Origin of the sequence: Streptomyces sp. NPDC050560 (assembly GCF_044457285.1) — a bacterium.
Classification (GTDB): Bacteria; Actinomycetota; Actinomycetes; order Streptomycetales; family Streptomycetaceae; genus Streptomyces.
Genome location: NZ_JBITGT010000010.1, coordinates 23,434 through 38,460 on the forward strand (window position 1 = coordinate 23,434; position 15,027 = coordinate 38,460).

Here is a 15,027-nt window from a genome sequence, read left to right on the forward strand (position 1 = left end):
CCCACAGAACTCGCCGCCCGACACACCGGGCCCGGCAACAACCGTGGCCCGACACACCGCCGCCCGGCGCGCCGCGCCCCCCACCTCGGGGGCGCCCGCGCGCCGGGCGGCTCCGCGCTGCCCGCCCCCGCTCACCCGCCGGGCCCGTCCCGTACCTCCGGTACGGAGATGACCGCGTGCAGCGGCGCGAGCAGCCTGTTGACGGCGCGCGCATCCTCCGCCGACCCGAGCCGCAGGCCCTCCCGCGTCCCGGGGGCGAGGGGCACGGGCGGGCAGCGGTCCCCGAAGAGCTGGAGCGCGGGGCGCGGACGGCAGCGCTTCGACGTCCACCACAGGCCCTGCGCCCGGGGGCAGCGCTCCCGGATGATGCGCACCCAGTACCGGGTGCCCGCGTACTCCTCGGTGTCGATCAGCCAGTGGTCCTGCCACACGGCGGCCAGCCCCTCCGCGGTGGTGAGGTCCACCAGGCACAGCTCCGCCGTGGTGCGCACCGTGGACAGGGTGTAGCGCGACGCCTGCGCCCACGGGATCTGCCGCACCCCGCCGACGCCGAACTCGACCGACCGCAGCAGCACTTCGCTCAGCGCGGTGACCGGGTCGAGGGCCGCGTAGAGATACGGGTACGGGTCCTTGCCCGTCGGGTCGAAGCGGCTGCCCTTGAAGAACTCGTGCGCGACGTTCGGGTTGAACGCCCCCGCCTCGTAACGGTGTTCGTGGCAGCGCCACAGCTCGGTGCCCGGGGGCAGGACCGTCAGCAGCGGCTCCATCGCGACTGTGGGCGGCAGTTGACCCGCCATCAGGGGGCTCCCACGAGTTCCGCCGCGGCGCGCTCCAACTCCCCCTCGGGCAGCACGCCGAGCAGCGCGGCGGGGGCGCCGCCCAGCCAGCGGTTGGCGCCGAGCCACCAGTCGGCGGCGCCCCACGGGTCGAGGTCGGCGCGCAGGAGCCCGTTGATCCGCAGCACGACGGGCAGCGGCTCCGCGGTGCCCGCCGCGAACTGGAAGCGGGGGTAGCGCACGCCGCGTTCCGGGTCGCGCAGCCGGATCAGCCCGGCGGGCGGCGGGCCCTGGCCGCCCCGGAGCGCGGTGTGTTCCTCCTCGGAGAGCGCCGGGACGGCGAGGATGCGCTCTCGCGCCCTGCGCAGCAGTTCACCGGGGTCGGGCGGCGGGGCGCCGAGCACGTCGAGCACCGCGTCGACCGCCGCGGGGCCCGGCAGCTCGCCGGGGGCCCCGGCGTAGCGGTGGCCGCCCAGCGCCTCGGACACGGGGTGCCCCGGCGGCAGCGCGGACAGGGTCCGCTTCAGCCGGCGCATCGCGCGCGCCACGGCGGCGGGGTCGGCCGCCGCCTCCCTCATCTCCCGCAGGGTGGCCGTGAGATCGGCGAGGTCGTCCGCGTCGAGTTCGGTGACGACCGTGGTCCAGTGGTAGGTGAGCAGCCCGAGCAGCTCCTGCGAGGTCATGCGCGCTCTCCTTCGGGCGTGGCGGCGGGTGCCGCCGGTGCGGGGTTGCCGTGGTGGACGAACGCCGCCCAGATGTCGGGCCGGTCGCGGAAGTCCTGCGAAAGCCGTCTGGCCCGCAGGCCGCGCAGGGCGGGGACGTGCGCCCGTTCTTCCGGTGCGGTGAGCATCCAGCGCTGGGCGGCGCGCAGCGCGTCCGGTGGGGCGAGCCCCCGGGAGAGCGCGTCGTGCAGGACGAGCATCATGATCTCGGACGACTGGTCGTCCACCCGCCACCGGGTGCCGATGGCGTCGGCGGCCAGCCGGTGCACCATCACGGAGGTCACGGTCAGCGCCTCGTCGTGGTCGCGGGTGGTCAGGTCGGTCTCGCAGCCGCCGCACACGACCAGCGGCCCCGCGGCCCGGAACGCGTCGCCCTCCGCGGGCGCTTCGAGCAGGGTGCTCAGGGTGAGCTGCCCGCCGCTGCCGGTCCGTCCGGGCGTGTCGGGCGCGGCCAGGTGGAGTGCGGACCGTGTCGGGTCGGGCCCCGCGACCCCGTGGCAGGCGAGGTGGACGAGCGAGGCGGGGGCGGCCGGCCCGCCGCCCAGCAGGGCGAGCACGGTGTCGGGGGTGGCGGGCGCGCCGTCGGGCCGGTGGACGACCGCCCCCGGGTAGAGCACGGCCTCCAGGGTGTCGATCTCCTCCTCGGCCCACTCCAGGTCGTCCACGGCGTGGTACACCAGCGCGGGCCGCCCGGCGGGCTCAAGCCGCCGCCGCGCCGCGGCCCGCAGGAACTCCCTGCCGGAGGCGGCATGGGCGACGACGGCGACGTCACACGCCCGCGTCGGACCCGGCGCATGGTGCCAGGCGGGCGGTGTGAGCACGGCCGCGGGCCAGGGCACGACACCCAGGTCACCGCAGGGCACCAGCACAAGCCGCAGAGCGTCGGCGCCTTCCGGCACGCCCGCCACGCCCGGCACGCCCGCCACGCCCGGCACGCCCGCCACGCCCGGCACGCCCGCCACGCCCGACATGCCTGGCGTGCCCGGCACACTCGGCGTGCCCGGCACATCCGGTACGAGGGCGCCACCGGCAGCGGCATGAGTGCCGGCACCGGCACCACCGGCATGGCCATGGGCGTGGACACCGGCACCGGTGGTGACGGGGGAGCAGGCGCCGCCGCGGTCCGCCCGCTGCCACACGCCGAGCCCGTCCAGCGCGGGCCCGAGCACGTCGCCCGCCCAGGCGCACATCCCGTCCAGGGCGCGCAGCCAGCGCCGTTCGGCCCGCCGGTCCTCCCTCGGGTTCACACCGTCACCGCCCGCGTCCCCGTCACCGTCCCGCAGACGCTGGAGGTCGGCGCCCGCCGCCAGGTACTCCGCGACCGGCGCGCGCCCCGCGGGCGCGAGTACCGGCAGGTGGACCACGCGTACCGGGCCCCCGGGCGTGACGGCCACCACGGCGCCGTCGCCCTCCTCGACACCGGGCACCAGGTACAGCAGCGCGTCAGCCGCCGACTCCCGCAGTCCGGCGCGGAGTTCGGCCACGGGGACGGGCGCGGGGGCCAGGTCGGCGCCGTCGCCGCGTAACGCGTCCAGCGAGCGGCGCCGCAGGTCGCCCGGGAGACCGGGGGCCGTCCTTTCCTGTGTGGCGAGCAGTTCGAGCGGGGAGCGCCGCGCCGGATCGGCGGGAGGCCCGTCGGTCTCCGCGCTCGCCGCCGCCACCAGTTCCAGCGGGGAGAGTCCGCCGACCGGGTCCAAGGCGCCGCCGGAGGGGCCGTCACGCCACCGCTTCGCCAACTCGCCCTCGCCCAGGGCCGCCAGCCGGTCCGCCACGTCCGCCGACACGGCCGCGGCGCCCAGCACCAGGGAGCGGCCCGCCTCAAGGCAGGCGATCGCGTCCTCGGCGCGTCCCGCGCGCAGTGCCCAGAAGGCGGCTCTACGGCCCCGCTCGGCCGCGGTTCGCGCGACCCGCAGCCCGCGCCCCACCCCCTGCTGGAGCAGCACGTCCTCGGCGGCGAGCCGCAGGGAGTCACGGGCCGACTCCACCGCGGCGCACAGCTCGCCACCGTCGGGCGTGTCGCCCCGCGGCGCGGCACGCTCGGCGCGCAGCGCCGCCAGGTCCCAGGTGAGCCCGGCGCCTCCCGGCACGCCGGACGGCAGCTCCGCGAGGGCCCGCTCCATCTCCGAGACGGCCTCGTCGAGCGGCCCGGGCTCACCGGTGAGCCCGTGCAGGGTGTGCAGGGCGATGGCGACACCGCTGCGCGCCCTGGACCTGAAGTCCGAGCTGAAACCGGGGCTCTCCAGCGCCTCCCGGCTGCGTCTGACGCCTTCGGCGATGCGTCCCGGGTCGGACTCCAAAATCGCGGTCATGGCGAGCAGGGGAGCCCAGGCGGTGTCGAGGAAGTGCCGGAGCGCCGGCAGCTCCACCGGTGTGTCCAGGGTCCGTGCGAAGTGGTGGGTGGCGGCGCGCAGCAGGTCCGTCCTGCCCTCCCCTGGCGGGGCGAGCACGACGCGGGCCAGACAGGCGCTGCCGAGCAGGAACCCCAGCGGGGCGTGTGTCCACTCCTCGGCGGCGTCGAAGCCTTCGTCCACCTCCAGTTCGCACAGCGCCCCGGTGAGGTCTTCGAGCGCCGCGTCGTCGTGGTCGTCCAGGGCGGACTCGAACGCCATGTGCAGCCGGACGATCTCCCAGAGCATGCGCAGGGTGGCCGCGGTGGTGCCGTCGGGCACCTCCTCCCACTCGTCCTCCAGCAGCACCCTCGCCAGGTCGTGGTGCTGGAGGCTCCCCCCGGTGACGAACGCCCCGATGAGCAGTTGGGGCACGACGGTGCGCAGCCAGTCGCCGTAGAAGCCGCCGTCGAGTTCCCCGTCGGCCGACGCCTCGTGCATCAGCCGCAGCGACTCCCGGAACCCGTCCATGTCCCCGGTACGGACGGCGAGTGCGGTGTGGAACTGGGCGGCGACCATCCGGGACGACACCGGGGTGCGCCCCTGCTCCTCGGCAGCGCCGCCCTCCGCTCCCGCCAGTTCGGCGACGAGCCTCGGCAGGTCCTCCGGGGTGAGGCTGCCGGGCACCGCCACCTCCGCCAGGGCCGCGAGCTGCGTCAGGGTCTGGCGTGCCTCCTCGGGCGTCTCGGGCTCGTACGGCCAGGCGTGGCCGGTCTCCCCGGCCCCGGGCGGCTGCGCCGCGATGCCCTCCTCCAGCATCGTGACCATCTGGGGGACCAGGGCCCGCAGCGGTCCTGCCTCCGGCGGCATGGACGAGGCGATGCGCCTGGCACCCGCCACGAACGCCCCGATGTCGCCCTTCAGCAGCGTCCCCGCCAACTCGCCAAGGGCGCTCAGGCTGGCGTGCTCCTCGGCGGACATGCCGTCCTGCCGACGTTCGAGCAGCAGGCGTACGACCAGCTCGGTGTCCTCGACGATGCCGGAGCCGCCCGCCTCCAGGGGCCTGCCGAGCGCCAGCGCGGACCTGAAGCGGTCGAGCGGCCACTCGCCCCCCTGCCCGTACTCGCGCTCCACCAGGACGAACCGGGAGCCGAGCATGGCCACGAGGTCCCGGCGCGCCGCCTCCCGCTCCTCGCCGTCAAGCAGGTGAGACGCACGGGCCTCCTCCAGCAGCCGCAGCGCCCTCTCCCGGTCGGCGGCCGCGCCCGCCAGGACGAACCTGGTGGCCACACATCTGCCGAGCCGGGCCGCGACGACCGCCGCCGCACCGCTCCCCGCGGCGCCCGCCGCCGCACCCACCGCGCCCACCGCGCCCGGTGAACCATCAGGCCGGTCCCGCGAGCCGTCGTCGAGTCCGCCCGTTCTGCCCCGCGAACCGCCCAGTGCGCCCAGCACAGTGTCGAGTTCGTCCGTCAGCGTGTCCAACTCCGTGCCCCGCGGCCCCTCGTACTGGCCCGGATCGAACGGCACGCGGAACCCGGCCGCCCGCGCCAGCACCTTGGCGGCACGCTCCTGCGCAGGTACGTCCCCGTCCCCAGCCATCCCCGATCGCCCCCGTCCCCCTCTTCGCACCCTTCGTGCTCTTCCGTGCCCTTCCGTTCTCCGCAGCACCCTGCCCTGTTCTTCCGGCTTTCGCCATGGTGCCCGGTTTCCCGGGCATGTGGCCGTGCCTCCGGTCGCCTTTGCGGCAACGTGCCCGGACCACGCCCGGTTTCTGACCGGTTTCCGCCCGGTCCGGCGTGGCGGCGCGTGCGCCGGAGTCGGCATGCTGGATGGTCCGTCAGGCGCGAAGCGGGGGAGGGCGCGGTGACACAGGGGGCACCGGCGCCCGATGGCGCCCCGGTCGCGTATCTGGAGACCTCGGGGGACGACTACGCGGCGCGCTACACGGCAGGGCTGCGCGTCGAGGGTGTCGACGTGGGTCTCGTCGTGCTGCACGGCAGGTGCCCCCGGTGCGGATGCGCGTTCTCCTGCACGCACACCGACCGCGTCTTCCGCTCACCGCGCCGCCGCGGCCCACGGGCGTACGTACCGGTGCTCTGCGAGTGCGGGACACGGCACCCGGGGCGCCCCGCCGACGAGAAGGGATGCGGCGCCTACTGGAACGTCGTCGTGGAGCGCGTCACGGGACGGGGGCCGGGGTGACCCCGCGCTACCGGGTCGGCCCCGGCCCCTCGGGGACGCCCGCGGACCGCGAGGCGGGCCGGGCCGCCAGAAGACTCCTCGCGGGCGAGCTGGCCAGGGCCAGGGCCGCGGCCCTCGCCTGGCGCAACGGGCTGGCCGGGCTCTTCGTGGGACTCCTCAGCTTCGGCCTGGTCAGGGGCCGTACCGACGTCGGCGGCCTGGCGTCGCCCTATGACGCCCTGGTGGGCGGCGCGCTGTCGCTGTGTCTGGTCCTGGGCACGTCGGGCGCGCTGCTCCTGCTGCGGGCCGCGCACGGGGCCCCGGCCGCCCGCCGCCTGCCCACGGGACCGCCCGCCGGGGCCCTCGCGGTACGCCTCGGCGACCACATGGAGACCCGCCGCACGGCACGGGCCCTCGCCCGCGGCGTGGCGCTCACCATCGCCTGCGGGGCGATGCTCGTGGCGGGGGTGGCGCTGACCTGGTACGGCCCGGGGGACGAGGGCCCCCGCGTCCTGGTGCGCACCCCCTCGGGCGTGCTGTGCGCCACCTCCGTACGGACGGACGGCGCGCGCCTGCTGCTGCGGACCGCCTCGGGCGACGTCACGGTACGCCTCGTTGACGCCGAGGAGGTGACCGCGGCCGCCGCGTGCCCCGGGGGCCCGGACGGGTAGGGCGGCCCGCCCCGCGACCGGCCCTTCCGGCTGCTCACCGCGAGCGGTCGCCCGCCACCGGCACCCGCCCGGCACCGGTCCCCGCGGCACGCAGGGCATACTCGGCGGCACCGGCGTGTCGCACCTCACCGCGCTGCCCGACACGCGTGGGCGCGCGGGCCGAACGGGCCCCGGAACCCCGGGCCCTGCTGCCGTATAAAACGTTCAAGTAGGCTGGGCGGAAGGCGGCGTACCGAGGTCTCCCTCGGTCCCGGCGGGCCTCCTCCGGCGGGCGGGTAGGGTGATGCCTCCTGGTACTCGTACGCTCCACCGCCGCACGGCGGGCCCGGGGCGTACGGCGGCGGAACGAAGGCGGGCGGGCTTGTGGTGCGGACGACGGCGCCGGGGGGCGGGCGCAAGGCCACGATCAAGGACGTGGCCAGGCTCGCGGGCGTGTCACCCTCGGCCGTCACCCTCGCCGTGCACGGCAAGCCCGGGGTCTCGGCGAAGACCAAGCAGCGCATCCTCGACGCCGCGCGTGAGCTGGGCTGGAGCCCCAACCAGGCCGCGCAGTCGCTGTCGGGCGGCACCGCCCACACCGTGGGACTCGCCATTGCCCGCCCGGCCCGCATGCTCGGGCTCGAACCGTTCTACATGGAGTTCATCTCCGGCATCGAGAGCGTCCTCAGCCGCCGCTCCTGCTCCCTGCTGCTGCGGCTCGTGGAGCCGGCGGAGGAGACCGAGGTGCACCGCGAGTGGTGGCAGGGCGGCCGGGTGGGCGGCAGCATCCTCGTCGATCTGCGCGTCGACGACCCGCGCGTGCCCGCGCTCTCCGCCGTCGGCCTGCCCGCCGTCGCGGTCGGACACCCCTCGCTGACCGGCCCCTTCACCTCGGTCTGGACCGACGACGCGGCCGCCACCGTGGAGGCCGTGCGCTATCTCGCGGCCCTCGGGCACCGCCGGGTCGCCCGGGTCAGCGGACCGGCGGAACTCGGCCACAGCGCCATCAGGACCCGGGCGTTCACCGACACCGCACGCGAACTCGGCCTCACCGCCGGGACCGCGGTGGCCGACTTCTCCGCCGACCAGGGCGCACGCGCCTGCCGCACCCTGCTGCTGTCGACCGAGCGGCCCACCGCGATCGTCTTCGACAACGACATCATGGCCGTCACCGCGCTCGGCGTCGCCGCCGAGTTCGGCCTCTCCGTACCGCGCGACCTGTCCCTGCTGGCCTGGGACGACTCCCAGCTCTGCCAGTTGACCAGGCCCACCCTCTCGGCCATGCGGCACGACATCTTCTCCTTCGGCGCCGACGTGGCCGAAACCCTCTTCGACGTGATGGCGGGACGCGAGGCGACCTCGCACGCGGTCGAGGTGCCAGGACTTGTCCCCCGCGGCTCCACGGCACCGCCCGCGCCCGAGCTGCGCTGACCCGGGCCAAGACCTGCCCCGCCGCCGGGTTTCCGCCGCCCCGTCCCCGCGCCATCGGCGGCCGTACGGGACCCGTTTTACTGGTACGTTTTAGTCTCGCCGCGCCCCATCCATTGACATGGCCATGGCCGAGTTCTAGCTTCCAGACGTCGGCCTTTGCGCGCCGCACCCCCACCGCGGCCCCATGGCCTCCCCTGGTCCGACACGGAACAACCTGCAACGTTCCACCCCCATGTGACGCACCATGAGAGGGTTCCCGTGAAACCGCAGACCCCCATCGGCAAGACCCTGGCGGCGTTCGTCTCGCTGCCGCTGGCCGCCGCCGCGTGGCTCACCGCCGCCCCGGCCCCGGCCGCGGCGGCACCGGCGGCCACGCCCGCGTCCGTCGTCGACTACCTGCGCCAGATCGACGGAAACCACGTCGTCAGCGGCGTCCACAACAAGGAACCGCTGAACAACCCCTCGCAGTACACCGCCCAGGCCCACGACATCACCGGGCGATGGCCCGGCCTGTGGGGCGGCGAACTCGGCTTCAGGGCCGACGACATCGCCGACCGCCAGACGATGACCGACCAGGCGAAGACCGAGTGGGGCAACGGCTCACTGGTCAACCTCACCTGGCACATGTGCCGCCCCGACGTGGCCACCTGCGAGTTCGACGGAGGCGTGAACGGCAGCAGTCTCTCCGACGACGAGTGGCGCGAACTCCTCACCGACGGCACCCGGATGAACAGCGACTACAAGGCCAAGCTGGACACCGCGGTCCCGTACTTCCAGCAGTTGAAGGACGCCGGGGTCCCCGTCCTGTTCCGGCCGCTGCACGAGATGAACGAGGGCTGGGCGTGGTGGGGCGGCAGGGCCGGGCAGGACGGCAGCGCGGCGCTGTTCCGGCTCACCCACGACTACCTGGAGTCCAAGGGCCTCGACAACATCGTCTGGGTGTGGAACGTCAAGGACACCGACGCGGCAGGCGGCTCCTCGGGCGTGGCCGACTTCTACCCGGGCGACGACTACGTCGACGTCGCCAGCCTCGACCCGTGGAACAAGGGCTTTCCCACGGACGACTGGTACCGGGCGCTGCTCGACGTGGCACACGGCAAGCCCGTCTCGCTGGCCGAGGTCGGCACCGCGCCCTCGCCTTCGCAGTTGGCCGCGCAGCCCCGGTGGACCTGGTTCATGATCTGGGCCGACTACCTCACCTCCGCCAACTCCGCCTCCGGCCTCCAGGCCACCTTCGGCGACCCCCGCGTCCTCAGCCAGGGCGACGTCCAGGTCCCCTCCGCAGCGCCCGCCCACGACACGGCCCACCCGACGGCAGCGCGCTGACCGGCCACCGCCCCACCCGCCCGCGAAGCCGCGACCCCCCAGCCGGCATCCCCCACATCCCCCCCCACGAGAGGCACCCCCATGTCCCCACGCGCCAGAATCCGGCCGCTGCTCGCCGCCGTCGCCGCTGCCGCACTCACCGGCACCGCGCTCACCCTCACCGGCGGCAGCGCCGCCGCCGACCCGCCCGGCGGCCAGGGCGTCACCGCCGCGGACGAGATCGCGTACCTGAGCAGCCTGACGGGCAGCAAGGTGCTCTCCGGGCAGCAGGGCGGCGCCAACAGCGACCCCGCCGCCTGGATCAACAAGGTCCACGACATCACCGGGAAGTACCCCGGCGTCTGGAACGGCGACTTCGGCTTCAGCCAGAACGACATCGACAACCGGCAGACCGTCATCGACGAGGCCGAGGGCGAGTGGGCGGCGGGCGCCCTGCCGGGGCTGATGATGCACGCCTGCCGCCCCGACGTGGCCACCTGCGACTTCGAGGGCGGCTCCGACCCGGTCAAGGGCAGCCACCTCGCGGACGACGAGTGGCATGACGTGCTCACCGACGGCACCGCGCTGAACACCGACTACCTGCGCAAGCTCGACCAGTTCGTGCCCTGCTTCCAGCAGTTGAAGGACGCCGGCATCCCCGTCCTGTTCCGGCCGCAGCACGAGATGAACGAGGGCTGGGCGTGGTGGGGCGGCAGGGCCGGGCAGGACGGCAGCGCGGCGCTGTTCCGGCTCACCCACGACTACCTGGAGTCCAAGGGCCTCGACAACATCGTCTGGGTGTGGGCCCTCAAGGACGTCGCGGGCGGCGCCTCCCAGGCCGCCGACTACTACCCGGGCGACGACTACGTGGACGTCGTCGGACTCGACGTCTGGAACGACAGGTTCGCGGGCGACGACTGGTACCGGGCGCTGTCGGACATCGCGGGCGACAAGCCCATGGCGCTCGCCGAGGTCGGCAGCGTCCCCCAGCCGGACCAGCTCACCGCCCAGCCGAGATGGGTCTACTGGAACGTATGGCTCGACTACCTCACCAACCCCGCGTACAACTCCAACGACTCGGTGAAATCGGGCTACTACGACGGACGCGTCCTCAGCCGCGGCGAGTTCCACATCCCCACGGACGGCACCGCGGGACCCCGCCCCTGACACCCGCCACCCGGCCCGCGATCCCGTCGGCCACGCTGTCTTGATCGGAGCGGGGGAGTGCGGGCACGGTTGCGGGGAGCGGTCTCCGCCAACGCGTCCGTCGCGCGCCCCACCGCGCGGCACCCGGCGCCGCGCGGTGGACCCGCACCCGCACCCGCGGCGCGCACCGCAGCGCCGCACGCGTCTGCGCCCCACAGGAAGGACGCCCGTGACCGACGAACGCCACGCCCACCCCGACGCCCCGGCGCCGCCCGGAGCCCCGCTGACCCGGCGGCTCCTGCTCGGCGCCGCGGGAGCCGCCGCCCTGGCCGGCCTCACCGCGGCAGGCCCCACCGCCGCAGCGGGCCGGAGGACCCCCGCAGCCGCGGCGGCGGACACCCGCCCGCTGCTCATCGGCACCTACACCTCCTCCGGCGGCCCCGGTATCGCCCTCGCGGCCTACGACACCGCCACCGGGGCCCTGACCGGCACGGGCGCGGCCTCCGTGCCCGACCCGTCGTTCCTGGCCGCGGGGGAGGGCGGCCTGCGCTACGCCGTCGACGAGAACGAGGACTCCGTCACCGCCCTCACCGCCTCCGACGACGGCCTCACCGTCCTCGGCACCGCGGACACCGGCGGCACCGGCCCCTGCCACCTGGCCGTACACGCCGCGGGCGGCCATCTGCTGAGCGCCAACTACGGCTCGGGCAGCGTCTCGGTGCACAGCCTCGCCGCCGACGGCTCCCTCGGCGACCGCACCGACCTGGTGCAGCACACCGGCTCAGGACCCGACCCCGACCGGCAGAGCGGGCCGCACACCCACATGGTGCTCAACGACCCCGCGGGCGCGTTCGTGCTCGCCGTCGACCTGGGCACCGACACCGTCTACACCTACCGCCTCGACACCGGCACGGGAAAACTCGCCGCCGTCTCCGCCGCCGCCGTCACCCCCGGCGCGGGACCCCGGCACGCCACGTTCCACCCCTCGGGCCAATACCTGTACGTGGCGAACGAGTTGGGCAACACCCTCACGGTCTGCGGCTATGACGGGGACACCGGGAAGGTCACCCCGGGCGACTCGCTGCCGACCGTGCCCCCGGGCGGCGGGGACGGGGAGCGCAACTACCCCGCCGAGCCCGTCGTCTCCCCTGACGGGGCCCACCTGTACGTCTCCAACCGGGGCCACGACAGCATCGCCCGCTACGCCCTCGGCGGCGACGGGGGCGCGCCCGAACTCCTCGACACCGTGCCCGCGGGCGGCGCCTACCCGCGCCATATCGCCCTCACCTCCGACGGCGCCTGGCTGTTCGCCGCCAACCAGAACTCGGGCACCGTCACCGCCTTCGCCCGGGACGCCGGCAGCGGGGCGCTCACCCCGGTCGGCGATCCCTTCGCGGCCACCGCCGCGGTCTGCGTCCTCCCCGGCTGAGCACCGTATAACCTGGCCATGCGGCGGGTGGCGCCCTCCCTACGGAGAGGGGAGGGCACCACCCGACGTGTGTCAGCCGTGGGCGGCCCGCAGCAGTGCGTGGCGGAGCGGGTCGATCTTCCGGATGCTGTCGTCGAGGCCGCCGGGGCGCGCACGCAGCAGCCAGCACGCGCGCTGCTCGGCGAGCAGCGGCTCCAGGCGGCGCAGCAGGCCACGGGCGGTGTCGGGGGCGATCGCCGCGGCGTCGCCGCCACCGGCCGCGGCACGGGCGCGCAGGACGTCCACCGCGAACTCCGACAGTCCGACGGCGTGGGCGAGTTCGCGGCGCACCACGTCGCCGTCGGCGGCCGCAGGGTCCGCGGCGGCCAGCTCGCGGCGGCAGTCGGCCAGCACCGCCGTGACGTGGTCGAGCGCCTCGGGGGCGGGCAGCGCGGGCAGCGGCGGGCCCGCGTCCGGGAACAGGGCGCGGGCGACGGGCGAGCCGTTCAGCAGCGGCACCCCCAACATCCGGTAGACACGGCCCAATTCGACCAGCACCCCGCCCATGAGCGCCGCCGCGTCCCGCAGGACGTGGGTGTCGAGGACGGCGGCGAGGTCCAGGTCCCGGTTCGTACGGCAGCACCAACTGACCGCGCCGCCGAGGACCGCGGGGCCGAAGGCGACGGACGGGGCGTCCCACATGCCGTGATCGCCCCACGAGGTGAGCAGATAGCCGAGGGCGCCGTGCTCCAGGCCCGCCTCGGCGGCGTCCACCATGTTCTCCACGGCGTTGTCGAGACGGCCGAGCACGCTGTTCCAGTTCCCGGCCCCGGGCGCCACCCAGTACGGCACACCGGCCCCCGCAAGCAGCCGGGCGTCATGGCGGAACCCGGCGCGCAACCGCCCCAGATCCGCGCCCCGCAGCCGCCAGGCCCGCGCCTCCGCACCACCGGCGCCTCCGGTGTCAGCGGCGCCGCCGGAATCCACGCCGTCCTCGGCGGCCTCGCCGTCACCGGCGTCCAGGACGCGGGCCACGTGCTCCGGTGAGTCGTACTGCCACACCACCGCCACCGCGCCCGGCGGCACCCGGTCGAGCAGCTCGGGGTGCTCGGCGAACACGTCGGCCCAGAACTCCACGGTGTAGCCGGCGTCGAGCCAGGGGCGCAGCACGGCGGTGACGTAGTCGAAGTAGACCGTGCCGAGGCCCTGTTGCCGCACCCGCTCGCGGGAGCGCCCGGTGCCCAGCTCGAAGGGCTCGTCGGCCCCGATGTTCACACGTCGGCCGCGCAGGACCCCGGCCACCTCGGCGACCAGGTTACGGGCGAACTCGGCGTTGTCCGCGGTGGGTTCGAGGGTGCTCGGCGGGCGGTGGACGCCGCCGCGTTCGAAGCCCTCGGGGTTCTCCGCACGGTGCGCGCAGTGCGGGTGGGCGAGGAAGCGCTCCATGTGGCCGAACGTGTTCTGGTTCGCGACGAGTTCGATGCCGAGCGCGGCGCAGCGCCCGTCGAGCCAGCGCAGGTCGTCCTCGGTGAGCGGCGACGCGTCCCGCCACACCGGCTGGTGGTCGCGGAAGGCGTAGGTGTGCTCCGTGTACAGCTCCAACTGGTTGAAGCGGGCCAGGGAGAGGATCTCCAGCCAGCGCTCCAGGGTGCGGCGGGTGGGGACGCGGTCGCGGCTGACATCGAGGAGGAAGCCGCGCCGCTCGAAGTCGGGGTGGTCGTCGACGGTGTAGCCGGTGGCCTCGTACTCCGGCGCGCCGCGGAGCTGGTCGAGCGTCCGGAGGGCATAGCGGAGCCCGGCGGCGTCGCGGTGGCGTACGGTGACGCCTTCCGGGCCGGTGCGTAGGCGGTAGCCCTGGGCGGGCACGGCGGTGTCGACGGTGACGGTCAGCGGCGCGTCGAGCGCGGCGCCGCCCGGTGCGGTGGTCATCGCGCGGGGCGCGGGGAAGAGGGTGACGGGCACTGCTGGGGCTCCTGGGACGGTACGGGGCTCTCTGGCACGGGGCGCGTCGGGCGGTGGGGTCGGCCCGGACCCGTGGGTCAGGGGGGTACGGACGCGTGGGTCCTGGCCGACCCGGGTTTCACGGTGTGCAGTCGTCCGACGCGTCCACCGTGTCGCGGTAGCCGACCCCCGCCGAGCGCAACTCGTCCACGGCGGCCCCGGCCTGCGCGGGCGTCTGCGCCGCGTTCTTGGCGTGGTACACGTAGTCCACGGCCTCGTGGTACACGCTGGAGTGCTCGCCCTGGTGGTAGGCGAGGTCGATGACCCAGTGGTTGAAGTCGATGGTCATGTCGCGGCGCGGGTAGTACTTGCCCGAGTGGTCGGCGACCTGGGTGCCGTCGATGAAGTACTTCACGTGTCCGTCGGCGACGGTGGCCATGACGTCGTGCCAGCCGTCCATGCTGCCGGGCTGCCTGGCCTCCTGGGAGTCGCTGGACGAGCCGTCGTCGCTGGTCGTGTACCAGCTCGTCTGGGTGTTCACACTGGTCTCGGAGCCCCACCCGCCGTTGGGCAGGTACTCGGAGAAGTCGAGTTCGCTGTAGGTGGGGTCCCCGTTGTGGTCGAGGGGCGAGATCGCGAAGAACGTCTGGTTGATGCGGTCGCCGTCGGTGCCCTGGCTCGGCGCGTCGGAGAATCTGACGCGCGCCAGATAGGTACCGGCGAGGAACCGGTTGCCCGCCTGCGAGATCTCGGCCTGGGTGGTGTCGTCGGCGACACCGTTGGTGATGAGCTGGAGGTCGAGGGCCTTGGCCCCGTCGACGGTCGGGAAGGAGATGTTGTCCTCGTCCCAGTACGCGCCGGAGGGCCCGGGGCCGCCCTGCCCGTCGCGCACCTCCCAGCCGTGGTCGCGCAGCGCGCCGTCGTCGGTCCCCGAGTAGTCGAAGTCGTCGAAGAGCAGGCCGCAGCTCCCGGCCCTGGGCGCGGGGTGCTCGGGGACGGAGGCCGCCGCGGACGGTGCGGTCAGGCCCAGAACGGCGACGGCGGCCGTGAACGCGAGGACCGGCCCGCTTCCGGCGGTCCTGCCTCTCCCGGTCGTACGGACATGCATGGCGGCACTCCTTCGGGGTGAGCGGGTGG

General features: G+C 74.9%; 11 protein-coding genes. 6 read left to right on the top strand and 5 right to left on the bottom strand.

What is annotated here, in order from left to right; all coding sequences use genetic code 11:
• Positions 1-131 precede the first annotated feature (131 nt).
• From ACIBIW_RS23240 to ACIBIW_RS23250, 3 genes are read right to left on the bottom strand one after another with little or no spacing between them, the layout of a single operon-like run.
• Positions 132-797 carry an RES family NAD+ phosphorylase gene (locus ACIBIW_RS23240; RefSeq protein ID WP_399338906.1) on the bottom strand — a complete coding sequence of 222 codons (666 nt, stop codon included), beginning with the start codon at positions 795-797 and terminating at the stop codon, positions 132-134.
• Positions 797-1,459: a hypothetical protein gene (locus ACIBIW_RS23245; RefSeq protein WP_399338907.1), complete on the bottom strand. Its 663-nt coding sequence runs from the start codon at positions 1,457-1,459 to the stop codon at positions 797-799. The genes ACIBIW_RS23240 and ACIBIW_RS23245 overlap by 1 nt, the downstream gene beginning before the upstream one ends.
• Complete coding sequence (locus ACIBIW_RS23250; RefSeq protein ID WP_399338908.1) at positions 1,456-5,427, bottom strand: CHAT domain-containing protein; 3,972 nt, start codon at positions 5,425-5,427, stop codon at positions 1,456-1,458. The genes ACIBIW_RS23245 and ACIBIW_RS23250 overlap by 4 nt, the downstream gene beginning before the upstream one ends.
• Positions 5,428-5,691: 264 nt before the next feature.
• Here ACIBIW_RS23250 and ACIBIW_RS23255 point away from each other — a divergent pair, with 264 nt between their 5' ends.
• From ACIBIW_RS23255 to ACIBIW_RS23280, 6 genes are all read left to right on the top strand, one after another.
• On the top strand, positions 5,692-6,030 hold the full coding sequence (locus ACIBIW_RS23255; RefSeq protein ID WP_399338909.1) for a hypothetical protein: 339 nt from the start codon (positions 5,692-5,694) through the stop codon (positions 6,028-6,030).
• Positions 6,027-6,680, top strand: a complete 654-nt coding sequence (locus ACIBIW_RS23260; protein WP_399338910.1) for a hypothetical protein — start codon at positions 6,027-6,029, stop codon at positions 6,678-6,680. The genes ACIBIW_RS23255 and ACIBIW_RS23260 overlap by 4 nt, the downstream gene beginning before the upstream one ends.
• 363 nt (positions 6,681-7,043) lie before the next feature.
• Positions 7,044-8,090 (top strand): LacI family DNA-binding transcriptional regulator, encoded by a 1,047-nt coding sequence (locus ACIBIW_RS23265; protein WP_399338911.1) that lies wholly within the window; start codon positions 7,044-7,046, stop codon positions 8,088-8,090.
• A gap of 258 nt (positions 8,091-8,348) precedes the next feature.
• Positions 8,349-9,416, top strand: coding sequence for a glycoside hydrolase family 26 protein (locus tag ACIBIW_RS23270; RefSeq protein ID WP_399338912.1), 1,068 nt, complete (start codon positions 8,349-8,351; stop codon positions 9,414-9,416).
• Positions 9,417-9,497: 81 nt separating this feature from the next.
• A complete protein-coding gene (locus ACIBIW_RS23275; protein WP_399338913.1) occupies positions 9,498-10,562 on the top strand; it encodes a glycoside hydrolase family 26 protein in 1,065 nt (354 codons plus the stop codon).
• Between the two features lie 208 nt (positions 10,563-10,770).
• Positions 10,771-11,970, top strand: coding sequence for a lactonase family protein (locus ACIBIW_RS23280; protein ID WP_399338914.1), 1,200 nt, complete (start codon positions 10,771-10,773; stop codon positions 11,968-11,970).
• A gap of 72 nt (positions 11,971-12,042) precedes the next feature.
• Here the strand turns inward: ACIBIW_RS23280 and ACIBIW_RS23285 are convergent, their stop codons facing one another.
• Together ACIBIW_RS23285 and ACIBIW_RS23290 are read right to left on the bottom strand one after the other, a co-directional pair.
• Entirely contained in the window at positions 12,043-13,911 is a 1,869-nt protein-coding gene (locus ACIBIW_RS23285) for a family 20 glycosylhydrolase (protein WP_399338915.1), read from the bottom strand.
• Between the two features lie 118 nt (positions 13,912-14,029).
• Entirely contained in the window at positions 14,030-14,998 is a 969-nt protein-coding gene (locus tag ACIBIW_RS23290; protein ID WP_399338916.1) for a glycoside hydrolase family 16 protein, read from the bottom strand.
• Positions 14,999-15,027: the final 29 nt, after the last annotated feature.

Coding starts and splice junctions, on each gene's coding strand:
- ACIBIW_RS23245 (WP_399338907.1), bottom strand. CDS start 1,459: ATGACCTCGCAGGAGCTGCTCGGGCTGCTCACCTACCACTGGACCACG.
- ACIBIW_RS23240 (WP_399338906.1), bottom strand. CDS start 797: ATGGCGGGTCAACTGCCGCCCACAGTCGCGATGGAGCCGCTGCTGACG.
- ACIBIW_RS23275 (WP_399338913.1), top strand. CDS start 9,498: ATGTCCCCACGCGCCAGAATCCGGCCGCTGCTCGCCGCCGTCGCCGCT.
- ACIBIW_RS23250 (WP_399338908.1), bottom strand. CDS start 5,427: ATGGCTGGGGACGGGGACGTACCTGCGCAGGAGCGTGCCGCCAAGGTG.
- ACIBIW_RS23290 (WP_399338916.1), bottom strand. CDS start 14,998: ATGCATGTCCGTACGACCGGGAGAGGCAGGACCGCCGGAAGCGGGCCG.